Below are 26,028 nucleotides of genomic sequence, written 5' to 3'. Positions count from 1 at the left end.
ATGTCCGTATCCCGACTCGATGCCTGTTTCCAGCGCCTTCGCGAGCAGCAGCGCAAGGCGCTGATCCCCTTCATCACCGCTGGCGACCCGTCGCTGGAGGCCACCGTGCCGGTCATGCATGCGCTGGTCGAGGCCGGTGCCGATGTGATCGAACTGGGCGTGCCGTTCTCCGATCCGATGGCCGATGGCCCGACCATCCAGCGCAGTTCCGAGCGCGCGCTGGGCCGCGGTGCCGGCAGCCGCTACGTGCTGCAGGCGGTGGCGCAGTTCCGCCAGCGCGATGCGCAGACCCCGGTGGTGCTGATGGGCTACCTCAACCCGGTGGAGATCCACGGCTACGCGGCCTTCGCCGAGGCTGCAGTGGGCGCTGGCGTGGACGGCGTGCTGCTGGTGGACCTGCCGCCGGAAGAAGCCGGTGAAGCCCAGCAGGCCTTCGATGCGGCCGGCCTGGCGCTGGTCCTGCTGGCTTCGCCGACCACCAGCGAAGCACGCGCCGACAAGCTGCTCGCGCTGGCCCGCGGTTACCTCTACTACGTCAGCTTCGCCGGCGTCACCGGTGCCTCCGAGCGCCTGGACAGCGATGCCGCCAGCGCACGCCTGCAGGCCCTGCGTGCACGCGCCAGCGTGCCGGTGGTGGCCGGCTTCGGCATCAAGGATGCGGCCAGTGCCGCAGCCATGGCCCGCCAGGCCGATGGCGTGGTGGTCGGCAGCGCCCTGGTGGCGGCGCTGGCCGATGCCGGATCGACCGAGGAGGCTGCCCAGCGCGCCGGTGTCTTCCTGGCCCCGCTGCGGCAGGCGCTGGACGCCTGACCCACGCGTGCGCCACGGGTTGCCGGCCAGCGGCCGGCACTACCGGCGATGCGCTGGACGCCTTGAAGGTAGCGCCGGGCCATGCCCGGCGACGCTAAACGTACGTCCCAGCATGGTTTTTTACCGCCGGCCCGTTCCCCGCAAGGGGTGCACGGGCGGGCGCAGCAGAGCTAGACTGTCCGCCTTTGCGGCCCTCGGGCCGCCCTGAACGGAAGTGTCCTCCCGCATGAGTTGGCTCAGCAAGTTGATGCCGTCTGGCATCCGCACCGACAACACCCCCAGCAAGAAGCGCAGCGTCCCCGAGGGCCTGTGGGAAAAGTGCAGCAACTGCGGCAGCGCGCTGTACCGCCCCGAGCTGGAAGAGAACCTGGAGGTCTGCCCGAAGTGCGGCCACCACATGGCGATCCGCGCCCGCGCGCGCCTGGCGGCCCTGTTCGACGCCGACAGCACCACCGAGATCGGTGCCCGCCTGGGCCCGACCGACCTGCTGAAGTTCAAGGACCAGAAGAAGTACAGCGAGCGCATCAAGATCGCGCAGAAGAACACTGGCGAGTACGACGCGCTGATCGCCATGCGCGGCCTGCTCAAGGGTCGTCCACTGGTCGCCTCGTCCTTCGATTTCGCCTTCATGGGCGGCTCGATGGGTTCGGTGGTCGGTGAGCGCTTCGCGCTGGCCGCTGAAACCGCCGTCGAGATCGGTGCGCCCTACGTGTGCTTCTCCGCCAGCGGCGGCGCGCGCATGCAGGAAGGCCTGTTCTCGCTGATGCAGATGGCCAAGACCTCGGCCGCGCTGGGCAAGCTGCGCGAAGCCGGCCTGCCGTACATCTCGGTGCTGACCCATCCGACCACCGGTGGCGTGTCGGCCTCGTTCGCCATGCTGGGTGACATCAACATCGCCGAGCCGCAGGCGCTGATCGGCTTCGCCGGTCCGCGCGTGATCGAGCAGACCGTGCGCGAGAAGCTGCCTGAAGGCTTCCAGCGCTCCGAGTTCCTGCTGGAACACGGTGCCATCGACCAGATCTGTGACCGCCGTGAAATGCGTAACCGCCTGTCCGACCTGCTGGCCATGCTCGGCCGCCAGCCGGCGCCGGAGGTGGCGTGATGTCGGGCCGCAGGTACTTCGGTACTGACGGCATCCGCGGCCGCGTCGGGCAGAGCCCGATCTCGGCCGACTTCGTGCTGCGCCTGGGCAATGCGCTGGGCCGCGTGCTGGTCGAGCAGCGCGGCCCCGGTGGCCGCCGCCCGATCGTGGTGATCGGCAAGGACACGCGCATTTCCGGCTACATGTTTGAAGCCGCACTGGAAGCCGGCCTGGTGGCCGCCGGTGCCGACGTGCAGCTGCTGGGGCCGATGCCGACCCCGGCGGTGGCTTTCCTCACCCGCACCCTGGGCGTGGATGCCGGCGTCGTCATCAGTGCCTCGCACAACCCGCACTACGACAACGGCATCAAGTTCTTCTCCGCCCAGGGCGAGAAGCTCGACGATGCCACCGAACTGGCGCTGGAAGCCGCGCTGGACGTGCCGTTCGTGACGGCCGAATCGGAAAAGCTGGGCAAGGCCGCGCGTGCGCGCGAAGCGGTCGGCCGCTACATCGAATTCTGCAAGGCCAGCGTGCCGCGCACCTTCGACCTGCGCGGCGTGCGCTTGGTGCTCGACTGCGCGCACGGCGCCACCTACCAGATCGCACCGCTGCTGTTCCGCGAGCTGGGTGCCGAGGTGATCGGCATCGGTGCCGAGCCCAACGGCGTCAACATCAATGACGGCGTGGGCTCGACCCACATCGACAACCTGGCCGCCAAGGTGCGCGAGACCGGCGCGGACCTCGGAATCGCCTTCGACGGCGACGGCGACCGCGTGCTGATGGCCGACGACCAGGGCAACCCGGTCGACGGCGACGACCTGCTCTACATCCTGGCCCGCGCGTGGCAGGCCGACGGCCGCCTGCGTGGCCCCGTGGTCGGCACGCTGATGAGCAACTACGGCCTGGAAAAGGCGCTGGGCGAGCTGCAGATCCCGTTCGTGCGCAGCAACGTAGGCGATCGCTATGTCCACCAGGCGCTGATCGAAGGCGGCGGCGTGCTCGGTGGCGAAGCCTCCGGCCACCTGCTGTGCCTGGACCGGGCAACCACCGGCGATGGCATCGTCAGCGCCCTGCAGGTGCTGGTCGCGCTGCGCAGCACTGGCCAGACCCTGCGGCAGGCGCTGCAGCCGCTGGCCAAGGTGCCGCAGAAGACCGTCAACGTGCGCCTGGGCGATGTCTCGGCCAAGGCCACCGTGCAGGCCGACAGTGTGCAGTCGGCGCTGGCTGATGCGCAGCAGGCCGTGGCCGGCCGCGGCCGCGCGTTCCTGCGTCCGTCCGGCACCGAGCCGGTGGTGCGCGTCACCGTCGAGGCCGACGAAGCCACGCTGATGCAGGACACGCTGGATCGCCTGTCCGCTGCAGTGAAGTCGGCAGCCTCGGCCTGAGCCACCTGCTGCAGGTCCAGACTGAAAACGCCCCGGGAGACCGGGGCGTTTTTTTTGTTCCGCAGCGATGGGATGACGGCCAGGGCCGCTCAGGGCCCCGGCACCATCTTCTTCTGGCGCGCCTTGAAACCGTTGAAGAACGGCGCGATCAACGGGTTGTAGCTCTGCGCGATGCGCTTGCGCAGCCAGCTGGCCGGACGGTTGCGGATCGCAAAGCGGTAGATGCGTTCCGGATCGCCGCCGACCACGTTGCGGCCGAACGGATGGGTGGTGTGCAGGTAACGGAAGCCGTGCTCGCGCGCGACCTCGACGTGGTCCTGGTCGAAATCGCCATAGGGCCAGCACAGGGTGTCGGACACTTCGCCCAGCCTGTCCTGCAGCACCTGCCGCGAGATCGCCAGATCCTGGCTGATGCCGGCGCGGCGCTGTGCGCGGTCCAGGTCGTCGCGGCGCAGCCAGCGGGTGTGCGTGTGGGTGTGGCAATGCACTTCGAAGGTGCCCGCCTCGATTGCCTCGCGTGCCTCGCTCCAGCGCATCATCACGTCGTCGCTGCGGTCGTGCTCGAAGATCGCCGCTTCGCAGCCACGGTGGTCCGGCGTCGCAGGCAGCGTCGCACCGGCGATACCCGCATGCGGGCGCACCTCGCCTTCACCCATCCAGCCGGTCACCACGAACACCACCGCGTGCATGCCGTACTTCTGCAGGATCGGGTGCGCGTACACCCAGTTGTCCAGGTAGCCATCATCGAAGGTGATGACGATGGAACGGCGCGGCACCGGCTTGCCGGCCAGGAAGCCGGCGTACTGGTCCAGGGTCAGCGAGGTCCAGCCGTTGTTGGCCAGCCAGGCGATCTGGCTCTCGAAGTTTTCCGGCGAGACGGTGATCATCCCCGGCGAGGGGCTGACGTGATGGTGCATCAGCACCGGAACGGTTCGCGCATCAGCCATGTCCCAGCTCCTTCAGCCACTGGTGGTAATAGTGTTCGGTGGTTTCGCCATGCCCGGCGGGGCTGAAATCGTGCGCAGTGCGCATCCAGTCCCAGCCGGCACGGCCCATCATCTGCCGGCGCTGCGGATCATCCACCAGCAGGCGCAGGGCGGCGGTCAACGCGCCATTGTCGCCCAAGCGGGTGAGGATGGCATTGCTGCCTTCGGCCACCATCTCCGGCACACCGCCGACCCGCGTGGCGACGATCGGCACCGCCACGTAGGCCGCCTCCAGGAACACCGTGCCGGCGGCCTCCTTGTGCGAGGCGAGGGCGAAGATGTCGAAGCCGGTCATCAGCCGGCAGGCGTTGTCACGGTAGCCGAGCAGGTGCACCTGCCGTTGCAGGCCCTGTTCCTCGCGCATCTCCAGCAGGCGCTGCATGACGGCCTCGCCGTGGCCGACCACGACCAGGTGCAGGCGCGGGTTGGCCTTGCACAGCGGCGTGATCGCACGCAGCAGGTCGGCATGGCCCTTCGGTTCGCGCAGCACCGCCACGCAGCCGACCACGATGTCCTCATCGCTGAAGCCAAGCTCGGCGCGGACCTCGGCGCGGACGTCCTGCAGGCACTGCCACGGATCATCCTTGCGGATGTCGGTCCAGCGTGGCGGTACCGCGATGGGCGGCACGATGCCGATGGTGTCGCTGGCAATGCCACGCTCGGCCAGCAGCTGCTTCACGAAGCGGCTCACGGTGATTACCCGGTGCGGCAACCCGGTATAGGTCAGCAGCGAGTTGACCGGACTCATCAGGTGCCGCGAGCGCACCACCAGCGGCGTGCGCCCCAGGCGCGCACCGGCCGCGGCGATCAGCGTGTCGCGGCGGCTGGTGGTGTTGACCACGTCGTAGCGCTCGCGGCGCACCAGCCGCGACACCGACCAGATGCCGCGCATCAGCCGCGCCATGCCGCCCATGCGCAGGGTGTGCACGGTGAAGCCATCATCGCGGGCCAGCGTGCCCAGCCGCGCGTCGGGCTGGCACAGCAGCGCGACCTCGTGGCCGCGCGCACGCATCACCTGCATGTGGCGAAGGATGTAGATCTCCTGGCCACCCATTCCTTTGGCGGCTTCGGTGTGGAGAATGCGCAGCGGGCGGTTCATCGCGAATCAGTCCTGTAATTCAACGGTTGCGGAAGCGGGTAAGGGCATCCCACGCGGTACGCAGGCTGGCCGGGTCCGGCGTCTGCTGCGGAAGAGGCAGGTAGTTCTGGTCCAGTGCGGTCGCGTTGCCGAACTTGTCGAACACGTAGATCGCGTCGCCGTGGCGGACCGCGCGCTGCGACCAGCTCTCCACCACCAGTGAGCGCGGGCCCTGCGGCACGGCGAGCAGGTCCTGGCCGGTGCTGAAATCGCCCAGCGCGTTCTCGCAGCCCAGGGCATGCCGCATCAGCGTCGGCACCCAGTCCTCGTGGGAGCTGGTGCGCGCGTCGTGGCCGCTGCCTTCGCCCGGCCAGCGCAGCACGAACGGCACCTGCAGCTGGTGGTTGGAGAAGTTGCCGTTGTGGCCCCAGTAGTTGAGCTTGAGGTCGTTGAATTCCTCGGCGTGGTCACCGGTCACCAGCACGATGGTGTCCTGCTCCAGGCCCTGCGCACGCAGCTGTTCAAGCAGCTCGCCGACCAAGCTGTCGGCGTAGTGCACGGCGGTGTGGTAGCGGTTGAGCTCCGGCGTCGGATCATGGTCCGGGCCGAGTTTGAGGAAGTCGATGTCGGCCGCCATCGGCGTGGCCACCGGCGGGTAGCCGGCCGGCATGTGGTATGGCGCGTGGGTGGAATCGAGGAACACGAAGCCGAACCACGGGCGCTGCGCGTCCTGGCTGCGGGTGATGTCCTGCTGCAGCGAGACCACGATGCTGCGGTCGCGCCCGGATGAATCCAGTTCCGCCGGCCCCTGGTGCAGCTGGTCGCGCACGTCGGCAAAGGCGGTGCGGTCGAACTCGGGGCTGTACAGCGGCGCGCTGCCATAGAGGTGCAGGTCGTAGCCCTGCTGCTGCAGCACCTTGAACAGCTGCGATCCGCGCTGCTCATCCAGCATGCTCGGCCAGTAGCCACCGGGCAGGCCGTAGAGCAGGCCGAACAGGCCGTAACGGGTCGCGTTGCCGGTGCTGAAATGGTGGTCGTAAACGCGCGCCGAGTCCGCCAGCGCCGCGGTGTGCGGCATGTACTGCGGGGTCAGTGCATCGTGCCGCAGCGATTCCAGCACCACCATCAGCACGTTGGGCCGGCGATGGCTCTGGCAGCGCAGTGGCTGCAGCGGGTACTGCAGCTGGGCGTGGCGCGGGTCGGGCAGGCCGGCCTGCTGCTGGCTGTGCACGCCGAGCCGGCGCATGAAGCTTTTGGCGGTGATCGGCTGCGCCCAGGGCAGGTAGTTCCACTGGCCGATCACGGCGCGCTCGCCGAGCGCGTCGTAGTAGGCGGTGGCGGCCTGGCCGCCGCCCATCAGCAGGGCGATGGCGGTCCAGGCCTGCAGTACGCGGCGGCGGTGCGGTGCGGGCGACAGCAGCTTCCAGCAGGCCCAGGCCAGCAGCGCCTGCGCGGCGAAGATGGCCGCCACCAGGCCGCTCGCCTGCAGCCAGGTCTTCCATGACAGGCTGACCTGGTCGTGCAGCGCGCCGCCGAACACCATGTTGGCGACCATCGCATTGAGGTGGAAGCGGTACAGGGCGAACACCTTGGCATCGACCAGCAGCAGGCAGATCCACAGCCCCTGCACCGTGATGGCTGAAAGCGTCAATGTGCGCGCGCTGCGCGGCCACAGGCCGATCACCAGCGGCAGCGCGCCGGCCAGCGCGCCCATGGCCAGCAGGTGGCCGGGCAGGGCGACCGCCAGGTAGGCCAGGCCGAGGCCGCCGCCGGGGTTGTCGCCCAGCGGCACGTTGCCCAGCGTGATCAGCAGGGCCAGCGCTGCGTTGGCGGCGACGAACAGCGACCACCAGGCCAGCCGGCGCCAGCGGCGGTCAGGTGCGGAAAGCGGGGCAGGGGCGGAATCGGGCGAGGCGGCGGACATGGTGCAGGCGCGGGCGGGCAGGGGGCGGAGGGGCGTGCTGCATGGGCGCCCGGAGGGGCCGCCTGCTCGCGCGGGTGGCGCATTGTATCGGTTTGTTTCATTGTATCGATGGCGTACTTCGGCCGATCTGTCACAATGTTCAGGCTGGCCGGCAGACAGCTGCCGGCCCTTTGACCCAACGACAAGCCAGGAACCGCTGTGAGCCAGATCCCGACCCTCGACATCACCCGTTTTGACAGCGACCGCGAGGCCTTCGTGGCCGAGCTGGGCGCGGCCTACCGCCAATGGGGATTCGCGGGCATCCGCAACCACGGCATCCCGCAGGCCGACATCGACGCGGCCTACGATGTCTTCAAGGCCTTCTTCGCCCTGCCGGACGAGGTCAAGCGCCAGTACCACGTGGCCGGCAGCGGCGGCGCCCGCGGCTATACCCCGTTCGGCGTGGAGACCGCCAAGGGCTCCAAGCACTTCGACCTGAAGGAGTTCTGGCACATCGGCCGCGAGATCGCCGACGACTCCAGGTACCGTGACGTGATGGCGCCGAACCTGTGGCCGACCGAGGTCGAAGGTTTCCGTGAGCGCGGCTACGGCCTGTACCAGGCGCTGGACAACCTGGGCTCGCGCGTCCTGTCGGCCCTGGCCCTGCACATCGGCCTGCCGGAAGACTTCTTCGCCGACAAGACCAACTTCGGCAATTCGATCCTGCGCCCGATCCACTACCCGCCGATCACCACCGACGACATTCCGAACGTGCGTGCCGGTGCCCATGGCGACATCAACTTCATCACCCTGCTGGTCGGCGCCAGCGCCGCGGGCCTGGAAGTGCAGTCGCATGATGGGAAGTGGGTGCCGTTCACCTCCGATGCCGACACCATCGTGGTCAACATCGGCGACATGCTGCAGCGCCTGACCAACCACGTGTACCCGTCGACCATCCACCGCGTGGTCAATCCCCCGGGCGAGCTGGCCCGCCAGCCACGCTACTCGGTGCCGTTCTTCCTGCACCCGAACCCGGATTTCCTGATCGACGTGCTGCCTTCGTGCATCACCCCGGAAAACCCGAGCCGGTACCCGGAGCCGATCACCGCCCACGGCTTCCTCGAGGAGCGCCTGCGCGAGATCAAGCTGAAGTAATGAAGAAGCCGCCGAAAGGCGGCTTTTTCATTACAGGTAGCGACGGGCCGTGCCCGGCGAGCGCAGCGGAGGGTATTCGGCAGGGCTCCGCCCTGCACCTGCAGAGGCCAAAGCCAAAGCCAAAGCGGCTCTGGGTTTCTGCGTGCGGAGGCGGGGAGGTGTGGGGGGGGGGGGGGGGGGGGGGGGGGGGGCCCCCCCCCCCCCCCCCCCCCACCTCCCCGCCTTCGACAGTTTCCCGGTGACGGTGGGTACGGGCGGCTCCTGGTAGGTGTCGACCTTGGTCGACACATCTGTCAGATCGACGTGGAGCCGGGGTCAGGTCCCTTTTCCTGCGGAAAAGGGATCTGACCCCGGAACAGCCCGGAATGCTGCTCCTGCTTTTGCCCTTGCTCCTGCTCTTGCTCTTCTTTTTTCTTTCCGTGGCGGCGGAACCGCCGGAATGTGTCAGAGGCCGGGCGGGTGGGTTGCGCAGGGGCGTGAGCCGCATGGATGCGGCGACCGAGCTTACATGGACGTACTTGCAGCGTCCCCTGCGCAGCCCAGATGCCCGGCCAATCACCCAACCCAACCGGGCGTTCCGCAACCCACCCAACCCAATCGACCCGCCACGAGGCGCTGCGCCGTTCGCTGAAAACCCATGTAACCGCTTACAAGCAAACGGGTTTTTTCCGTAACGGGTATCATGGGCGGCTGACTTCATACAGGAGCCACCCGCTCATGCGCCGCAAGATCGTCGCCGGAAACTGGAAGCTGCACGGCAGCCGTCAATTCGCCACTGACCTGCTGGGCCAGGTGGCTGCCGGGCTGCCCAAGGCCGGGGTCGAGGTGGTGATCCTGCCGCCGCTGCCCTACCTGGGGGAGCTGGTCGAGGACTTTGGCGAGACCGGCCTGGTGTTCGGTGCCCAGGACGTCAGCAGCAACGAGAAGGGTGCCTATACCGGTGAGGTCTGCGCCGCCATGCTGCATGAGGTCGGTGCCCGCTACGGCCTGGTCGGTCACTCCGAGCGCCGCCAGTACCATCATGAAAGCAGCGAGCTGGTCGCGCGCAAATTTGCCGCCGCCCTGCATGCCGGCCTGGTGCCGGTGCTGTGCGTCGGCGAGACCCTGGAACAGCGCGAGGCGGGGCAGACCGAGGCGGTCATCGCCGGCCAGCTGGCCCCGGTGCTGGCCCTGGTCGGGGGCGAGGGCTTCGCCACTGCCGTGGTCGCCTACGAGCCGGTATGGGCCATCGGTACCGGCAAGACCGCCAGCAAGGAACAGGCGCAGCAGGTCCACGCGTTCATCCGTGGCGAAGTGGCGTGCATCGATGCTAGAATCGCTGATTCACTGCCCATTCTTTACGGCGGCAGCGTGAAGCCCGACAATGCCGGGGAACTGTTCGCGCAGCCGGATGTCGATGGTGGGCTGGTCGGCGGCGCCTCCCTGGTGGCCGCGGACTTCCTGGCCATCGCGGAGGCGGCGGTCGCGAACTAATCCTTGTAAGTATTGTCCGAGGGCGGATTCCCAATGCTGATGTTGATCCTCAATGTCGTCTACGTGCTCGTGGCCGTGGCCATGATCGCGCTCATCCTGATGCAGCGTGGTTCGGGTGCGGCGGCTGGTTCGGGCTTCGGCGCTGGCGCCTCGGGCACCGTGTTCGGCGCGCGCGGCGCGTCCAACTTCCTGTCCAAGTCGACCAAGTGGCTGGCCGTCGTGTTCTTCGGCATCAGCCTCTTCATGGCCTGGTATGCCGGCCACGGCAGCCGTCCGGCGGCCGACCAGGATCTGGGCCTGATGTCCGCCCCGGCGGCCAGCGCTCCGGCCGCTCCGGCAGGTGAACTCCCGGCCGTTCCGAAGGCCGATGCGGTCCCGGTCGCCCCGGTTCCGGCTGCGAATGTGCCGGCTCAGGCGGAATCTTCGGTTTCTGGTGAAGAAAAGCCCTCGGAAGGCTCCCAGAAAGACTGAAGACGGTTACAATATGCGGCGCATCGGGTTATCTGACTGATGTGATCGTTTGCCCAGGTGGCGGAATTGGTAGACGCACTACCTTGAGGTGGTAGCGACTTAGGTCGTAGGGGTTCGAGTCCCCTCTTGGGCACCATTTGTAAGTAAAGCGGGTTCTCCTGGCGCGCAATGCGCCAGCCGTTTCCCGTCCACTCCCCCATGCCAAAGCGCCTGCAGGCGCGGCGGCAGAGGCAAGAGAGAATCGCTGTGCTGGCCGAATATTTGCCGTCTCTGCTGTTTCTGATCGTCGCGACCGGTATCGGCATCACGCTGATGCTGATCGGTCGATTCCTCGGTCCCCGCCGCCCCGATCTGGAAAAGCTCTCGCCGTACGAGTGCGGCTTCGAGGCCTTCGAAGACGCGCGCATGAAGTTCGACGTGCGCTACTACCTGATCGCGATCCAGTTCATCGTCTTCGACCTGGAAATCATCTTCATCGTGCCGTGGACCCAGGTCTTCATGGAGCTGGGCGCCCGTTCGCTCGTCACCATGGGCCTGTTCGTCGGCATGCTGTTCCTCGGTTTCATTTACGTCTGGAAGAAGGGAGCGCTGGAATGGGAGTGATTCAGACTCTCGATGGCCTCATGAACAATCCGGTCCCGGAAGGGCGGGTTGATGACATCCTGCGGCCGGAGGGCGACAACCCGCTGCTGGAGAAGGGCTTCGTCACCACCAGCGTCGACGCACTGCTGAACTGGGCGCGTACCGGCTCGATGTGGCCGATGACCTTCGGTCTGGCCTGCTGCGCGGTCGAGATGATGCACGCCGGCGCCGCGCGCCTGGACCTTGACCGCTACGGCGTGGTGTTCCGCCCGTCGCCGCGCCAGTCCGACGTGATGATCGTGGCCGGTACCCTGGTCAACAAGATGGCCCCGGCGCTGCGCAAGGTCTACGACCAGATGCCGGACCCGAAGTGGGTCATCTCGATGGGCAGCTGCGCCAACGGCGGCGGCTACTACCATTACTCCTATTCTGTCGTGCGCGGCTGTGATCGCGTGGTGCCGGTGGACGTCTACGTCCCGGGCTGCCCGCCGACCGCCGAGGCGCTGGTGTACGGGATCCTGCAGCTGCAGAAGAAGATCTGGCGTACACAGACCATCGCCCGCTGACCCTTCCACACTACAAGAGCGCGCCAAGCCCCCATGGCAGAGCAAGCATCCTTCATCGACCGACTCTCCGCACGTTTCGCTGGTGCGAAGGTCATCGTGGTCGAACCCCGCGGCGAAGTGACGCTGGAGGTGCCTGCCGCCGAGTGGCATGCCACCGCGCTGGCGCTGCGTGACGAGTTTGGTTTCGAGCAGGCCGTGGATCTCTGCGGCGTCGATTACCTCGGTTATGGCTCCGACGAATGGGACACCGCTGACGTGTCCTCGCAGGGCTTCAGCCGTGGCGTAGAAGGCAAGGCCCAGGGCCGTTTCGCGTGGGGCGAGTTCCCCACCGAAGAGAACGGTGCCGACGGCGCGAGCCCGCAGCACATGCCGACCCAGCGTTTCGCCGTGGTCGCCCAGCTGCGCTCCTACCAGCACAACCTGATGTTGCACCTGCGCTGCTTCGCCCCTGACGAAGCACTGCCGGTGGTGTCCTCGCTGACCGGCATCTGGCCGGGCCTGAACTGGTTCGAGCGCGAAGCGTTCGACCTGTACGGCGTGATCTTCGAAGGTCACCCGGACCTGCGCCGGATCCTGACCGACTACGGTTTCGTCGGCCATCCGTTCCGCAAGGACTTCCCGCTGATCGGCAACGTCGAAGTCCGCTACGACGAAGAAAAGAAGCGCGTGATCTACGAACCGGTCACCTCGGTGGAGCCGCGCGTCGGCGTGCCGCGTGTGATCCGCGACGACGCCCGTCTGCAGACCGCAGAAGGTGAGCGCGCGCAGGAGGCAGTGAAGTGAGCCCGGAAATGAGTAGGCATGTTCACCAGGCCGGCGAAGCCTTCGCCAGCAACGCCGCCGAAAGCCGGCAGGAAATCCGCAACTACACCATGAACTTCGGCCCGCAGCATCCGGCCGCTCACGGTGTGCTGCGCCTGATCCTGGAAATGGACGGCGAAACCATCATGCGCGCCGACCCGCACGTCGGCCTGCTGCACCGTGGTACTGAAAAACTGGCCGAGTCCAAGCCCTTCAACCAGTCGATCGGCTACATGGATCGCCTGGATTACGTGTCGATGATGTGCAACGAGCACGCCTACGTGCGCTCGATCGAGACCCTGATGGGGATCGAGGCGCCGGAACGCGCGCAGTACATCCGCACGATGTACGACGAAATCACCCGCATCCTGAACCACCTGATGTGGCTGGGCTCCAACGCCCTCGATCTGGGTGCGATGGCGGTCATGCTGTACGCCTTCCGTGAGCGCGAAGAGTTGATGGACTGCTACGAAGCAGTCTCCGGCGCGCGCATGCACGCGGCCTACTACCGTCCGGGCGGCGTCTACCGCGACCTGCCGGACCACATGCCGAAGTACAAGGAATCGCGCTGGCACAAGGGCAAGGCGCTGAAGCAGCTCAATGCTTCGCGTGAAGGTTCGCTGCTGGACTTCCTGGAGAACTTCACCAATGAGTTCCCGGGTCGCGTCGACGAATACGAAACCCTGCTGACCGACAACCGTATCTGGAAGCAGCGTACGGTCGGCATCGGCGTGGTCAGCCCGGAGCTGGCCCACCAGTGGGGCATGACCGGCGTGATGCTGCGCGGCTCGGGCGTTGCCTGGGACCTGCGCAAAAAGCGTCCGTACGCCAAGTACGATGCCGTCGATTTCGACATCCCGCTGGGCAAGGAAGGCGACTGCTACGACCGCTACCTGTGCCGCGTGGCGGAAATGCGTGAGTCCAACCGCATCATCAAGCAGTGCGTGGCGTGGCTGAAGGCCAACCCGGGCCCGGTGATGGTGAAGAACTTCAAGGTCGCGCCGCCCAGCCGCGAGGACATGAAGGACGACATGGAAGCGCTGATCCATCACTTCAAGCTGTTCAGCGAAGGCTATTGCGTGCCGGCCGGCGAAACCTATTCGGCGGTGGAAGCCCCGAAGGGTGAGTTCGGCTGCTACCTGGTCTCCGATGGCGCCAACAAGCCTTTCCGCGTGCACCTGCGCGCACCGGGCTTCGCCCACCTGTCCTCGATCGATTCGATCGTGCGCGGCCACATGCTGGCCGACGTGGTGGCGATGATCGGCACCTACGATCTGGTGTTCGGCGAGGTTGACCGGTAATGACGTCTGCCAAGCCAACGCCTGCTGCAGGCAGCCGGCGCAAGCCGGCGCCGCAGTTTCTGCAATTTCACGTTATGCATTTCGCTGAGGTCGGCCGATGAAGGCGACAGGTAATTTCGAGACGGCGCGCGACGTCGACCCGATGGTGGTGTTGAGCGACAAGACGCGCGCTCACATCGATCACTGGCTGTCCAAGTTCCCGCCGGACCGCAAGCGCTCCGCCGTGCTGCAGGGCCTGCATGCGGCCCAGGAGCAGAACCAGGGCTGGCTGACCGACGAGCTGATCGCCGGCGTCGCCAAGTACCTGGATCTGCCGCCGGTGTGGGCCTACGAGGTCGCCAGCTTCTACTCGATGTTCGAGACCGAGAAGGTGGGCCGCAACAACGTGGCCATCTGCACCAACATCAGCTGCTGGCTCAATGGCGCCGAGGACATCGTGCGCCATTGCGAGAAGAAGCTGGGCATCAAGCACGGCCAGTCCACCCCGGACGGCCGCGTCTACCTCAAGCGCGAGGAAGAGTGCCTGGCAGGCTGCGGTGGTGCACCGATGATGGTCATCAACGGTCATTACCATGAGCGTCTGACCCTGGAAAAGGTCGACGAGCTGCTGGACGGGCTGGAGTAAGGGCATGGCACATCACCACGAATCCAAGGGTCCGGTCGGCCCCGCGCCGCTGCCGCACCAGGTGGTCTACACCACCCTGCATTACGACACCCCGTGGTCGTACGAAAGCTACCTGAAGACCGGTGGCTACGCCGCCCTGCGCAAGATCCTCGAAGAGAAGATCCCGCCGGAGCAGGTCATCGAGATGGTCAAGGCCTCGGGCCTGCGCGGCCGCGGTGGCGCTGGCTTCCCGACGGGCCTGAAGTGGTCTTTCATGCCCAAGGGCAACATGCAGAAGTACATCCTCTGCAACTCGGATGAATCCGAGCCGGGCACCTGCAAGGACCGCGACATCCTGCGCTACAACCCGCATTCGGTCGTGGAAGGCATGGCGATCGCCTGCTACGCCACCGGCTCGACCGTGGGCTACAACTACCTGCGCGGTGAGTTCCACCACGAGCCGTTCGAGAACTTCGAACAGGCCCTGGCCGATGCCTATGCAAATGGCTGGCTGGGCAAGAACGTGATGGGCTCGGGCGTGGACATCGACATCTATGGTGCCCTGGGCGCCGGCGCCTACATCTGCGGCGAAGAAACCGCGCTGATGGAATCGCTGGAAGGCAAGAAGGGCCAGCCGCGCTACAAGCCGCCGTTCCCGGCCAACTTCGGCCTGTACGGCAAGCCGTCGACGATCAACAACACCGAAACCTACGGTTCGGTGCCGGCGATCATCCGCAACGGCCCGGAGTGGTTCAAGGGCCTGAGCCTGACCGCCAACGGCGGCCCGAAGTGCTTCTCGGTCTCCGGCTGCGTGCAGAACGGCGGCAACTTCGAAGTGCCGCTGGGCACTACCTTCGACGACCTGCTGGAAATGGCCGGTGGCCTGCGTCCGGGCCGCACCCTGAAGGGCGCGATCCCGGGTGGCGTGTCGATGCCGGTGCTGACCGCGGCCGAGCTGAAGGGCCTGCCGATGGACTACGACACGATCCGTGCACTGGGCTCCGGCCTGGGTTCTGGCGCCGTCGTAGTGCTGGATGACAGCGTCTGCTGCGTCAAGTTCGCCTGCCGCATCAGCCAGTTCTTCCACAAGGAATCCTGCGGGCAGTGCACCCCGTGCCGTGAAGGCACCGGCTGGATGCACCGCGTGCTGGAGCGCATCGTCGCCGGCAAGGCCACGATGGAAGACCTGCACCAGCTGAAGGCGGTGGCCGGCCAGATCGAAGGCCACACCATCTGTGCGTTCGGCGAAGCGGCTGCATGGCCCATCCAGGGCTTCCTGCGCCAGTTCTGGGACGAGTTCGAGTACTACATCGTCAACGGTCATTCGATGGTTGACGGCAAGAAGGTGGAGGCAGCCGCTGCATGAGCGCGCAACCCAATAATCCGGGTGGGAATCCGAGCGTCCCACCCGATCACGTCACCATCGAGATCGATGGCAAGTCGCTGGTCGTGCCCAAGGGCTCGATGATCATCCAGGCCGCCGACAAGGCCGGCATCTCCATTCCGCGCTTCTGCTACCACGAGAAGCTGCCGATCGCCGCCAACTGCCGCATGTGCCTGGTGGACGTGGAGAAGTCGCCGAAGCCGGCGCCGGCCTGCGCCACCCCGGTGATGGACGGCATGAAGGTCGCCACCCGTAGCGAGAAGGCGCTCAAGTTCCAGCGTTCGGTGATGGAGTTCCTGCTCATCAACCATCCGCTGGACTGTCCGATCTGCGACCAGGGCGGCGAGTGCGAGCTGCAGGACGTTTCGCTGGGCTATGGCCGTTCGGTCAGCCGCTTCAACGAGCGCAAGCGCGTGGTGCCGGACGAGGACATGGGTCCGCTGGTCGCCACCGAGATGACCCGCTGCATCCAGTGCACCCGCTGCGTGCGCTTCACCGCCGACGTGGCAGGCACCTATGAACTGGGTGGCATGTACCGCGGCGAGAACCTGCAGATCGGTACCTACGACGGCAAGCCGCTGACCACCGAGCTGTCCGGCAACGTCGTCGACGTCTGCCCGGTCGGCGCGCTGACCAACAAGGTGTTCCAGTTCCGCGCCCGTCCGTGGGAACTGACCGCGCGCGAATCGCTGGGCTACCACGACGCCATGGGTTCGAACCTGTTCCTGCACGTGCGTCGCGGCGAAGTGCTGCGTACCGTGCCGCGCGACAACGAAGCCGTGAACGAGTGCTGGCTGTCCGACCGTGACCGCTACTCGCACCAGGGCCTGTACAGCGAAGACCGTGCGGTCAAGCCGCTGCGCAAGGTCAACGGCGAGTGGAAGGAAGTGAGCTGGACCGAAGGCCTGGCCGCGGCCGCCGAGATCCTCAAGGCCCACCAGGGTGACCATCTGGGCGTGCTGGTGCACCCGTCGACCTCCAACGAGGAAGGCGCGCTGCTGGCCCGCCTGGCCAAGGGCCTGGGCTCGAACAACATCGACCACCGCATCAACAACCGCGATTTCTCCGACGCCGCAACCGCCGAAGTGTTCGGCCTGCCGCTGGCCGAGATCGAAGGCGCCGACCGCATCGTCGTTCTGGGCAGCAACATCCGCCACGAACTGCCGCTGCTGCACGCCCGGCTGCGCAAGGCGCAGACCACCAAGGGCGCGAAGATCCACGTCGTCAACCCGGTGGACTTCGACTTCGCCTTCAGCATCGCCGGCAAGCAGATCGTCGCCCCGTCGAAGTTCGTCGACGCGCTGGCCAGCGAAGAACTGCGTTCGGCGGTGCAGGGCGGTACCAACACCGTGCTGATCGTCGGTGGCATCGCCGAGAACCACCCGCAGGCTGCCGCGATCCGCGCCGCTGCGCGTGACTTCGCTGCCGCCACCGGTGCCAAGCTGTGCCGCATCCCGCAGGGCGCCAATGCCGTGGGCCTGACCCGCGCCGGTGTGTTGCCGGCCGGCAAGGACGTGGCCACCATGCTGGCGCAGCCGCGCCAGGCCTACGTGGTCTACGGCCTCGAGCCGGGCCTGGACTTCGCCGATGCCCCGGCCGCGCGCAAGGCGCTGGTCGGTGCCAAGGTGGTGGCCTTCAGCCAGTTCGCCTGCGTCTCCACCCGTGACGTTGCCGACGTCATCCTGCCGATCGGCGCGCTGCCGGAAATCGACGCCACCCTGACCAATCTCGATGGTCGCGAGCAGTCGGCCCGTGCCGGCGGCAAGCTGCCGGGCGAGGCCCGCGAGGGCTGGCGCGTGCTGCGCGCACTGGGCGGCGAGATGGCGCTGGCCGGTTTCGACTTCACCGACCTGGCCGGCCTGCGTGCCAGCATGGCGCCGGTGTCGGTCGCCGTGGCGGCCTCGGCCCAGCCGGCCGTTGCCGGCGAAGGCCTGGAAGTGGCTTCGACCGCCGCGATCTACCGCACCGATGCGGTGGTCCGTCGCGCGCCGGCGCTGCAGTCGCATCCGCTGAACAACGCCCCGCGCATCGTGCTGAACGCTGACGATGCCGCGCGCCTGCAGCTGCAGGAAGGGCAGATGGCCAAGGTCGGCACCGATGCCGGCAAGGCCACCCTGCCGGTGGTGGTCGACGCCCGCGTCGCTGTGGGTTCGGTCTGGATTGAATCGGGCCACGGCGCGACCGCGCCGCTGGGTGCCGCTCGCGTATCGGTGGTGGCTGCATGAACGAATTGCTGTTGAACGCGGTCGACCCGCTGCACCAGTGGCTGCTTGCCCTTGGTGATATCGGCGCGCTGGTCTGGATCATCCTGAAGATCCTGGTGATCACCGTGCCGGTGATCGTCTCGGTGGCCTTCTACGTGGTCTGGGAACGCAAGCTGATCGGCTGGATGCACGTCCGCCACGGCCCGATGTACGTGGGCATGGGCATCTTCCAGGCCTTCGCCGACGTCTTCAAGCTGCTGTTCAAGGAAGTCCTGCAGCCGAGCAGCGCCAACAAGGCGATCTTCCTGCTCGCGCCGCTGATTACCCTGGCCCCGGCGTTTGCCGCCTGGTCGGTGGTGCCCTTCGACTCGCAGATCGTGCTGTCCAACGCCAACGCCGGTCTGCTGTACCTGCTGGCGATGACCTCGCTGGGCATCTACGGCATCATCCTGGCCGGTTGGGCCTCCAACTCGAAGTACGCGTTCCTGGGGGCCATGCGCGCCTCGGCGCAGATGATCAGCTACGAAATCGCGATGGGCTTCGCCCTGGTCGGCGTGATGATCGCTTCGGGCAGCCTGAACCTGAGCAGCATCGTGATGGCCCAGGCCGGCAGCTCCGGCTTCTTCGACTGGTTCCTGATCCCGCTGTTCCCGCTGTTCGTCATCTACTGGGTGTCGGGCGTGGCTGAAACCAACCGCGCGCCGTTCGATGTGGTGGAAGGCGAATCGGAAATCGTCGCCGGCCACATGGTCGAATACTCCGGCGGTGCCTTCGCCCTGTTCTTCCTGGCCGAATACGCGAACATGATCCTGATCAGCTTCCTGATCTCGATCTTCTTCCTCGGCGGCTGGCTGAGCCCGATCCAGGGCTGGGTGAACTTCGGTGATGTCTCGCCGCTGGTCGACTGGATCTGGAAGGGCGGTGCACCGTGGCTGTTCGTCAAGGTGTTCTTCTTCGCCAGTGCCTACATCTGGTTCCGTGCCAGCTTCCCGCGCTTCCGCTATGACCAGATCATGCGGCTGGGCTGGAAGGTCTTCATCCCGCTGGCCATTCTGTGGATCGCGGTTACCGCCGTCATGGTGTTCTTCGGCGTGATTCAAAAGGGCGTCTAAGTGATGAACAGGATTACCCATTACTTCAAGAGCCTGCTGCTGCTCGAACTGCTGGCCGGTCTCTGGCTGACGCTGAAGTACAGCTTCAAGCCGAAGTACACGATGATGTACCCGATGGAGAAGTTCCCGCAGTCGCCGCGCTTCCGTGGCCTGCACGCCCTGCGCCGTTACCCCAACGGTGAAGAGCGCTGCATCGCCTGCAAGCTGTGCGAAGCGGTGTGCCCGGCACTGGCCATCACCATCGACTCGGCCAAGCGCGAGGACGGCACCCGCCGTACCACCCGCTACGACATCGATCTGTTCAAGTGCATCTTCTGCGGCTTCTGCGAAGAAAGCTGCCCGGTGGACTCGATCGTCGAAACCCACATCCTCGAGTACCACTTCGAGAACCGTGGCGAAAACATCGTTACCAAGCCGCAGCTGCTGGCCCTTGGCGATCGTCTCGAAAACGAGATCGCCGAGCGTCGTGCCGCCGATGCCGCTTACCGCTGAGGTCGAGAGATGGATTGGGTAAATATCGCTTTCTGGGTGTTCGCCATCGCGGCAACGGTTTCGGCCGGTGCGGTGATCAGCGTGCGCAACCCGGTTCACGCCGTGCTCTGCCTGGTGCTGACCTTCTTCTCCATTGCCTGCGTGTGGCTGCTGGTGGGTGCCGAGTTCCTCGGTGTCGCCCTGGTGCTGGTCTACGTCGGCGCGGTGATGGTGCTGTTCCTGTTCGTGGTGATGATGCTCGACATCGACCCCACGAACCTGCGTGAGGGCTGGGTGCGCTACCTGCCGGTCGGCCTGATCGTGGCCGTCGCCATGCTGGTGCAGATGCTGATCCTGATCGGGGTGAAGGGCAGGGCGGTCAACGCCTTCCCGGCGGACAACGCTGCGGCCCTGGCCGCGGACACGTCCAACATCACCTGGCTGGCCCGCAGCCTGTTCACCGAATACCTGCTGCCGTTCGAGTTCGCCGCCGTCATCCTGACCGTGGCCGTGGTTGCCGCCGTCATGCTGACCCTGCGTCGCCGTACCGGTGTCAAGGTCCAGAACCCGGGCGACCAGACCATGGTCAAGGCCTCGCAGCGTCTGCGCGTGGTCAAGATGGACGCTGAGAAGCCGCTGGTCCACAGCAACACCAAGCCGGTCGCGGGCGACGAGGAGACCCAGGCATGATCACTCTCGGCCATATCCTGGCGCTGGGCGCGGTGCTGTTCTGCATCAGCCTTGCCGGCATCTTCCTCAACCGCAAGAACATCATCGTCCTGCTGATGTCCATCGAGTTGATGCTGCTGTCGGTGAACATCAACTTCGTCGGGTTCTCGCGCCAGCTGGGCGATCCGTCCGGCCAGCTGTTCGTGTTCTTCATCCTGACCGTCGCCGCTGCCGAGGCCGCCATCGGCCTGGCGATCCTGGTGACCCTGTTCCGTACACGCCGCACAATCAATGTCGGCGAAGTCGATTCGCTGAAGGGCTGATCCACAGATGGAAATCACTCTCTCCAAGAGTCTGTTGATCGCAGTGGTGCTTGCACCGCTGTTCGGCAGCATCATCGCCGGCCTGTTCGGTCGCCAGGTCAAGCGCTTCGGCGCGCAGACCGTCACCATCCTCGGCGTGGCCATCAGCTGCGCCCTGTCGATGTTCACCCTGTACCAGCTGGTCTGGGGCGGTGCGCAGCCGTTCAACCAGAACCTGTACACCTTCTTCGAAGTGGGCCAGTACTCGGCCCATGTCGGCTTCATGGTCGACAAGCTGACCGCGATGATGATGGTGGTGGTGACCTTCGTGTCGCTGCTGGTCCACATCTACACCATCGGCTACATGGAAGAAGACCCGGGCTACCAGCGCTTCTTCAGCTACATCTCGCTGTTCACCTTCTCGATGCTCACCCTGGTGATGAGCAACAACTTCCTGCAGCTGTTCTTCGGCTGGGAAGCGGTGGGCCTGGTGTCGTACCTGCTGATCGGCTTCTGGTTCAAGCGCCCGACCGCGATCTTCGCCAACATGAAGGCGTTCCTGGTCAACCGCGTCGGTGACTTCGGCTTCCTGCTGGGCATCGCCGGCGTGCTGTGGGTGTTCGGCACCCTGGACTACTCGCAGGTCTTCTCGCAGGCCGGCGCACTGGCCAGCCCCGAAGCCAAGATGCAGATCTGGGATGGCACCGTGTTCGGCATGCAGCTGCTGAGCGAGCCGGTCGTCTGGTCGATCGCCACGGTCATCTGCATCTGCCTGTTCATCGGCGCCATGGGCAAGTCGGCCCAGGTCCCGCTGCACGTGTGGCTGCCGGATTCGATGGAAGGCCCGACCCCGATCTCGGCACTGATCCACGCCGCGACCATGGTGACCGCCGGTATCTTCATGGTCACCCGCATGTCGCCGCTGTTCGAGCTGTCGCAGACCGCGCTGAACTTCATTCTCTTCATCGGTGCCACCACCGCGTTCTTCACCGGCCTGATCGGCATCGTGCAGAACGACATCAAGCGCGTGGTCGCGTACTCGACGCTGTCCCAGCTCGGTTACATGACCGTGGCGCTGGGCGTGTCGGCCTACTCGGCGGCCGTGTTCCACCTGATGACCCACGCCTTCTTCAAGGCGCTGCTGTTCCTGGGTGCCGGCTCGGTCATCATCGCGATGCACCACGAGCAGGACATGCGCAAGATGGGCGGCCTGCGCAAGTACATGCCGATCACCTTCATCACCATGTGGATCGGTACGCTGGCCCTGGTCGGTACGCCGTTCTTCTCCGGCTTCTACTCGAAGGACACCATCATCGAGGCCGCCGAGATCCACGCCCACATGCAGAACACCTGGGTGGCCACCTACGGCTACTGGGCAGTGCTGGGTGGCGTGCTGGTGACCAGCTTCTACAGCTTCCGCCTGCTGTTCCTGACCTTCCATGGTCCGGAGCGCTTCCGTGACGCGCACCACGATGACCACGGCCATGACGACCATCATGCCGCCGATGCCCATCACGCCGATGCGCACCACGGCGATGCCCATGACGACCACGGCCATGGCCACGGTCCGCATGAGCCGCACGAGACCCCGTGGGTGGTGACGCTGCCGCTGATCCTGCTGGCCATCCCCTCGATCGCCATCGGTTTCTTCAGCATCGGTCCGATGCTGCACGGCACCGACTGGGCCGGCCACCACGCCCACGAGGCGATCAAGGGCCAGGCGACCACGTTCTTCACCGGCATCGTCGATTTCTACGATCCGGCCAAGAACACCGTAGCCTTCCTCGGCGAGGAGTTCCATGGTCCGGTCAGGTTCGCCCTGCACGGCATGATGCTGCCGCCGTTCTGGCTGACCCTGGCGGGCTTCCTGCTGGCCGCGCTGTTCTACCTGTGGAAGCCGGACCTGTCGGGCAAGGCCCGCAAGACCTTCGCTCCGCTGGTCTCGGTGCTGGAAAACAAGTACGGCTTCGACAAGCTGTGGATCGACGGTTTTGCGGGTGGCAGCGTCAAGCTCGGCAAGGTCGCTCGCTGGATCGACAGCAACATCGTCGACGGCGTGGTCAATCTCTCGGCACGTGTTGTGGACGTCGCAGCCGGCGTGCTGCGTCGTACCCAATCCGGTTTCCTCTATCACTACGCCTTCGCGATGATCATCGGCCTGATTGCCCTCCTGGGCGTGCTGATGCATTACCTGCGTTGATGACCTGTACGGAATAAGAAGACGTGTCGAACTGGCCCCTACTCAGTGTCCTCATCTGGCTGCCGATCCTCGGCGGTGCCCTGATCCTTGCGATCCGTGATGCGCAGACCGCCCGCTGGGCGTCGATCGGCGTGGCGCTGCTGACCTTCGTTGCGAGTCTCTCGCTGCTCGGCGGCTACAACCCGGCTGCCGATGGCATGCAGTTCGTCGAGACCCATGCGTGGATCCCGGCGTACAAGATCGGCTACAACCTGGGCGTGGATGGCATCGCCATCGCGCTGATCCTGCTGACCACCCTGGTCGGCGTGCTGGCCCTGCTGGGTGCCTGGAGCGCGATCGACAAGCGCGTGAACCAGTACGTGGCGGCCTTCCTGATCCTGGAAGGCGTCACCGTCGGCATCTTCTCGGCCACGGACGCAATGCTGTTCTACGTGTTCTTCGAGGCGATGCTGATCCCGATGTTCCTCATCATCGGTGTCTGGGGCGGCCCGCGCCGCATCTACGCCGCGATGAAGTTCTTCCTGTACACCTTCCTCGGCTCGGTGCTGATGCTGGTGGCGCTGATCTACCTGTACATGAAGGGTGGCAGCTTCCAGCTGGCCGACCTGTACGCGCTGCCGCTGAGCGCCAAGGAACAGACCTGGATCTTCTTCGCCTTCCTGATCGCCTTCGCGGTCAAGGTGCCGATGTTCCCGGTGCACACCTGGCTGCCGGACGCCCACGTGGAAGCGCCGACGGCCGGTTCGGTGATCCTGGCCGCCATCGCCCTGAAGATCGGTGGCTATGGCTTCCTGCGCTTCAACCTGCCGATCGTTCCGGATGCGTCCAACGAATGGGCCTGGCTGGTGATCGCACTGTCGCTGATCGCGGTGATCTACGTCGGCCTGGTCGCCCTGGTGCAGGACGACATGAAGAAGCTGATCGCCTATTCGTCGATCGCGCACATGGGCTTCGTCACCCTGGGTACCTTCATCGCCCTGTGGCTGGTGCGTGAAGCCGGCAACGCCGATGCAGCTCGCCTGGGCCTGCAGGGCGCCATGGTGCAGATGATCTCGCACGGCTTCGTGTCCGGTGCGATGTTCTCCTGCGTCGGCGTGCTGTACGACCGCATGCACAGCCGCCGCATCGCCGATTACGGCGGCGTGGTCAACGTGATGCCGTGGTTCGCCACCTTCGCCATGCTGTTCTTCATGGCCAATGCCGGCCTGCCGGGCACCAGTGGTTTTGCCGGTGAATTCATGGTCATCCTGGCTGCGTTCCAGCGCAATCCGTGGATCGCCCTGGGCGCCGCCACCACCCTGATCATCGGTGCGGCCTACACCCTGTGGCTGTACAAGCGCATCTTCTTCGGCGAAGTGGCCAACAGCCATGTGGCCGAACTGAAGGACATCAACGGCCGCGAATGGGCGCTGCTGAGCGTGTTCGCCATCGGCGTGCTGGCGCTGGGCATCTACCCCAAGCCGCTGACCGACCTGATGGAGCCCTCGATCGCGAAGCTGGCGATGCAGATCGCATCCAGCAAGCTGCTGTAATTCCAGGATTTGATGATGACCACCTCGCCGCTGCTGCCATTGACCGCCGCTGACCTGCCACCGCTCGCTCCCGAGCTGGTGCTGATCGGCAGCGCCTTCGCCCTGATGATCCTCGACCTGTTCGTCAGCAACCGGAACAAGATCGTCACCCACCTGTTCTCGGTCGCTGCACTGGCCGTGGTGCTGTTCATGCTCGCCACCGGCGTGGGCGGGCAGGGTGAGGTCTTCCACGGCATGTTCGTGCGCGATACCGCCGCGGACGTGATGAAGACCGGGATCGTGCTGCTCAGCGGCCTTACCCTCGTCTACGGCTGGCGCTACCTGCGCGACCGCAACCTGTTCCAGGGCGAGATCCCGGTGCTGATCCTGTTCGGCACCGCCGGCATGATGATCCTGGTCTCGGCCGGCAGCCTGCTGATGGTCTACCTGGGCCTGGAACTGCTGGCCCTATGCTCCTACGCACTGGTCGCCAGCAACCGCGACAGCGGCCTGGCCTCGGAAGCGGCGATGAAGTACATCGTCCTCGGTTCGCTGGCCTCGGGCCTGCTGCTGTACGGCATGTCGCTGATCTACGGCGCCACCGGCAGCCTGCACCTGGATGCCATCCAGGCCGCCATCCCGCATTCGGATGAGCGCGTGCTGCTGATCACCGGCGCGGTCTTCATGATCGCCGGCGTGGCCTTCAAGCTGGGTGCCGCTCCGTTCCACATGTGGCTGCCTGACGTGTACCAAGGTGCCCCGGCGCCGATCGCGCTGTTCATCAGCTCGGCACCGAAGCTGGCCGCCTTCGGCATGGCCTACCGCCTGCTGGAAATGGGCGTGGGCCCGCTGTCGACCGAACTGCAGCTGCTGATCGCCGGCCTGGCCGCCGTGTCGCTGGTCATCGGCAACCTGATGGCCATCGCGCAGAGCAACCTCAAGCGCATGCTGGCGTTCTCCACGGTGTCGCACATCGGCTTCCTGCTGATGGGCATCGCCGGTGGTGGCGCGCAGGGCTATGCCGCCGCGCTGTTCTACGCACTGGCTTACGCCATCATGTCCACCGCCGCCTTCGGTGCGATCATCGCCCTGTCGCGCGCCGGTTTTGAAGCCGAGAACATCGAGGACTTCAAGGGCCTGAACGCCCGCAACCCGTGGATGGCCGGCCTCGTGCTGTGCATCATGGCGTCGCTGGCCGGCATCCCGCCGTTCCTGGGCTTCTGGACCAAGCTGGCTGTGCTCGGCGCTGCCGTCAACGGCGGCCTGCTGTGGCTGGCCATCCTCGGCGTCCTGTGCGCCGTGGTCGGCTGCTTCTACTACCTGCGCGTCATCAAGGTCATGTACTTCGATGAGCCGGTGGGCGAGGCCATGCCGCGCAACAACGACCGCGTGCTGGGCGTGGTGCTGGGCGTGAACGCCCTGGCGCTGCTGGCCCTGGGCCTGGCCTGGAATCCGATCATGGTCTGGTGCCAGCAGGCATTTGCGCATCTTGCATAAAAGTTGACACAAAGCTGCGCGATTCGTGTAATATGCGCAGCCTGAGTTGTCACTGCAGCGGTTCAGCCAGAACATCGTTGCGGTAGCCCTCCTCGAAAGAGCAGGGCAGCAGTTCAAACGCTTCCGGTGCGGGGTGGAGCAGTCTGGCAGCTCGTCGGGCTCATAACCCGAAGGTCGCAGGTTCAAATCCTGCCCCCGCTACCAAACTTCAGATCGGCGCCAACCGGTTTGATGAATGAGGGAAAGCTTGCATGTTTTGAAGTTATCACTCATAATTCCGCTTCTGATGCGGGGTGGAGCAGTCTGGCAGCTCGTCGGGCTCATAACCCGAAGGTCGCAGGTTCAAATCCTGCCCCCGCTACCAAGTAAAGAGATCGCCTTCGAAGTGCTGCTTCGAGGGCGTTTTTCTTTGGGGTTCCGCTGGATCCGCCGGGCATGGCCCGGCGCTACCAGGTCGCGCGTTGTCCCGGTAGCGCCGGGCC

Annotated in this window: 23 protein-coding genes and 3 tRNA genes; 23 read left to right on the top strand and 3 right to left on the bottom strand. The window is 65.8% G+C overall.

Translation table 11 applies throughout. The features are described 5' to 3' along the window. From trpA to glmM, 3 genes are all read left to right on the top strand, one after another. Complete coding sequence (trpA, locus tag FJU31_RS14135) at positions 1 to 810, top strand: tryptophan synthase subunit alpha (RefSeq protein WP_150455314.1); 810 nt, start codon at positions 1 to 3, stop codon at positions 808 to 810. Positions 811 to 1,036: 226 nt separating this feature from the next. Then, positions 1,037 to 1,912 carry an acetyl-CoA carboxylase, carboxyltransferase subunit beta gene (gene accD, locus FJU31_RS14130; protein WP_150455313.1) on the top strand — a complete coding sequence of 292 codons (876 nt, stop codon included), beginning with the start codon at positions 1,037 to 1,039 and terminating at the stop codon, positions 1,910 to 1,912. Further along, positions 1,912 to 3,276: a phosphoglucosamine mutase gene (gene glmM, locus FJU31_RS14125; RefSeq protein WP_150455312.1), complete on the top strand. Its 1,365-nt coding sequence runs from the start codon at positions 1,912 to 1,914 to the stop codon at positions 3,274 to 3,276. The genes accD and glmM overlap by 1 nt, the downstream gene beginning before the upstream one ends. Before the next feature lie 89 nt (positions 3,277 to 3,365). Here glmM and FJU31_RS14120 read toward each other — a convergent pair whose 3' ends face one another. The 3 genes from FJU31_RS14120 to FJU31_RS14110 are packed head-to-tail and all read right to left on the bottom strand — an operon-like array spanning position 3,366 to position 7,264. After that, a complete protein-coding gene (locus tag FJU31_RS14120; RefSeq protein WP_150455311.1) occupies positions 3,366 to 4,223 on the bottom strand; it encodes a polysaccharide deacetylase family protein in 858 nt (285 codons plus the stop codon). Further along, positions 4,216 to 5,361 carry a glycosyltransferase family 4 protein gene (locus FJU31_RS14115; RefSeq protein WP_150455310.1) on the bottom strand — a complete coding sequence of 382 codons (1,146 nt, stop codon included), beginning with the start codon at positions 5,359 to 5,361 and terminating at the stop codon, positions 4,216 to 4,218. Before FJU31_RS14115 ends, FJU31_RS14120 begins: the two co-directional genes overlap by 8 nt. A gap of 19 nt (positions 5,362 to 5,380) precedes the next feature. Continuing rightward, positions 5,381 to 7,264, bottom strand: a complete 1,884-nt coding sequence (locus tag FJU31_RS14110) for a DUF3413 domain-containing protein (protein ID WP_150455309.1) — start codon at positions 7,262 to 7,264, stop codon at positions 5,381 to 5,383. A 198-nt stretch (positions 7,265 to 7,462) separates the two neighbouring features. Between FJU31_RS14110 and FJU31_RS14105 the strand changes: the two genes are divergently transcribed. The 20 genes from FJU31_RS14105 to FJU31_RS14010 all read left to right on the top strand — a co-directional run bounded on the left by FJU31_RS14105 (position 7,463) and on the right by FJU31_RS14010 (position 25,910). After that, a complete protein-coding gene (locus FJU31_RS14105) occupies positions 7,463 to 8,398 on the top strand; it encodes an isopenicillin N synthase family dioxygenase (RefSeq protein WP_150455308.1) in 936 nt (311 codons plus the stop codon). Positions 8,399 to 9,115: 717 nt separating this feature from the next. Next, complete coding sequence (gene tpiA / locus FJU31_RS14100; protein WP_150455307.1) at positions 9,116 to 9,871, top strand: triose-phosphate isomerase; 756 nt, start codon at positions 9,116 to 9,118, stop codon at positions 9,869 to 9,871. Between the two features lie 33 nt (positions 9,872 to 9,904). Further along, entirely contained in the window at positions 9,905 to 10,342 is a 438-nt protein-coding gene (secG, locus tag FJU31_RS14095) for a preprotein translocase subunit SecG (RefSeq protein WP_108769459.1), read from the top strand. Between the two features lie 51 nt (positions 10,343 to 10,393). Continuing rightward, positions 10,394 to 10,478: transfer RNA gene (locus FJU31_RS14090), tRNA-Leu, on the top strand. Positions 10,479 to 10,588: 110 nt separating this feature from the next. After that, positions 10,589 to 10,945, top strand: a complete 357-nt coding sequence (locus tag FJU31_RS14085; RefSeq protein ID WP_079222613.1) for an NADH-quinone oxidoreductase subunit A — start codon at positions 10,589 to 10,591, stop codon at positions 10,943 to 10,945. Beyond that, positions 10,936 to 11,490 (top strand): NuoB/complex I 20 kDa subunit family protein, encoded by a 555-nt coding sequence (locus FJU31_RS14080; protein ID WP_079222612.1) that lies wholly within the window; start codon positions 10,936 to 10,938, stop codon positions 11,488 to 11,490. The genes FJU31_RS14085 and FJU31_RS14080 overlap by 10 nt, the downstream gene beginning before the upstream one ends. Positions 11,491 to 11,523: 33 nt before the next feature. Continuing rightward, positions 11,524 to 12,273, top strand: a complete 750-nt coding sequence (locus FJU31_RS14075; RefSeq protein ID WP_079222611.1) for an NADH-quinone oxidoreductase subunit C — start codon at positions 11,524 to 11,526, stop codon at positions 12,271 to 12,273. A gap of 8 nt (positions 12,274 to 12,281) precedes the next feature. Beyond that, complete coding sequence (locus tag FJU31_RS14070) at positions 12,282 to 13,592, top strand: NADH-quinone oxidoreductase subunit D (protein WP_150455306.1); 1,311 nt, start codon at positions 12,282 to 12,284, stop codon at positions 13,590 to 13,592. 97 nt (positions 13,593 to 13,689) lie between these two features. Then, positions 13,690 to 14,217: an NADH-quinone oxidoreductase subunit NuoE gene (nuoE, locus tag FJU31_RS14065; protein ID WP_108769456.1), complete on the top strand. Its 528-nt coding sequence runs from the start codon at positions 13,690 to 13,692 to the stop codon at positions 14,215 to 14,217. Positions 14,218 to 14,221: 4 nt separating this feature from the next. Beyond that, on the top strand, positions 14,222 to 15,562 hold the full coding sequence (gene nuoF, locus FJU31_RS14060) for an NADH-quinone oxidoreductase subunit NuoF (RefSeq protein ID WP_150455305.1): 1,341 nt from the start codon (positions 14,222 to 14,224) through the stop codon (positions 15,560 to 15,562). Continuing rightward, on the top strand, positions 15,559 to 17,805 hold the full coding sequence (nuoG, locus tag FJU31_RS14055) for an NADH-quinone oxidoreductase subunit NuoG (RefSeq protein ID WP_150455304.1): 2,247 nt from the start codon (positions 15,559 to 15,561) through the stop codon (positions 17,803 to 17,805). Before nuoF ends, nuoG begins: the two co-directional genes overlap by 4 nt. Continuing rightward, positions 17,802 to 18,896 carry an NADH-quinone oxidoreductase subunit NuoH gene (gene nuoH, locus FJU31_RS14050; protein ID WP_150455303.1) on the top strand — a complete coding sequence of 365 codons (1,095 nt, stop codon included), beginning with the start codon at positions 17,802 to 17,804 and terminating at the stop codon, positions 18,894 to 18,896. Before nuoG ends, nuoH begins: the two co-directional genes overlap by 4 nt. Positions 18,897 to 18,899: 3 nt before the next feature. Beyond that, positions 18,900 to 19,388 carry an NADH-quinone oxidoreductase subunit NuoI gene (nuoI, locus tag FJU31_RS14045; protein ID WP_005410456.1) on the top strand — a complete coding sequence of 163 codons (489 nt, stop codon included), beginning with the start codon at positions 18,900 to 18,902 and terminating at the stop codon, positions 19,386 to 19,388. A 9-nt stretch (positions 19,389 to 19,397) separates the two neighbouring features. Next, the gene (locus tag FJU31_RS14040) at positions 19,398 to 20,057 is read left to right on the top strand and encodes an NADH-quinone oxidoreductase subunit J (RefSeq protein WP_079222605.1); all 660 of its coding nucleotides are present in this window, start codon (positions 19,398 to 19,400) and stop codon (positions 20,055 to 20,057) included. Then, complete coding sequence (gene nuoK, locus FJU31_RS14035) at positions 20,054 to 20,359, top strand: NADH-quinone oxidoreductase subunit NuoK (RefSeq protein WP_053519917.1); 306 nt, start codon at positions 20,054 to 20,056, stop codon at positions 20,357 to 20,359. The genes FJU31_RS14040 and nuoK overlap by 4 nt, the downstream gene beginning before the upstream one ends. Positions 20,360 to 20,366: 7 nt before the next feature. Next, positions 20,367 to 22,538, top strand: a complete 2,172-nt coding sequence (nuoL, locus tag FJU31_RS14030; RefSeq protein ID WP_150455302.1) for an NADH-quinone oxidoreductase subunit L — start codon at positions 20,367 to 20,369, stop codon at positions 22,536 to 22,538. Positions 22,539 to 22,561: 23 nt separating this feature from the next. Continuing rightward, positions 22,562 to 24,070 carry an NADH-quinone oxidoreductase subunit M gene (locus FJU31_RS14025; protein WP_108769450.1) on the top strand — a complete coding sequence of 503 codons (1,509 nt, stop codon included), beginning with the start codon at positions 22,562 to 22,564 and terminating at the stop codon, positions 24,068 to 24,070. Between the two features lie 15 nt (positions 24,071 to 24,085). Next, positions 24,086 to 25,546, top strand: a complete 1,461-nt coding sequence (gene nuoN / locus FJU31_RS14020) for an NADH-quinone oxidoreductase subunit NuoN (RefSeq protein ID WP_079222602.1) — start codon at positions 24,086 to 24,088, stop codon at positions 25,544 to 25,546. A gap of 127 nt (positions 25,547 to 25,673) precedes the next feature. Continuing rightward, positions 25,674 to 25,750, top strand: a tRNA-Met gene (locus FJU31_RS14015). 83 nt (positions 25,751 to 25,833) lie between these two features. Further along, positions 25,834 to 25,910: transfer RNA gene (locus tag FJU31_RS14010), tRNA-Met, on the top strand. Positions 25,911 to 26,028 lie beyond the last annotated feature (118 nt).

It is taken from the genome of Stenotrophomonas cyclobalanopsidis (assembly GCF_008710035.1).
GTDB lineage: Bacteria > Pseudomonadota > Gammaproteobacteria > Xanthomonadales > Xanthomonadaceae > Stenotrophomonas > Stenotrophomonas cyclobalanopsidis.
Note: the sequence above shows the minus strand (reverse complement) of the source record. Positions and strands in the feature narration are given on the sequence as shown.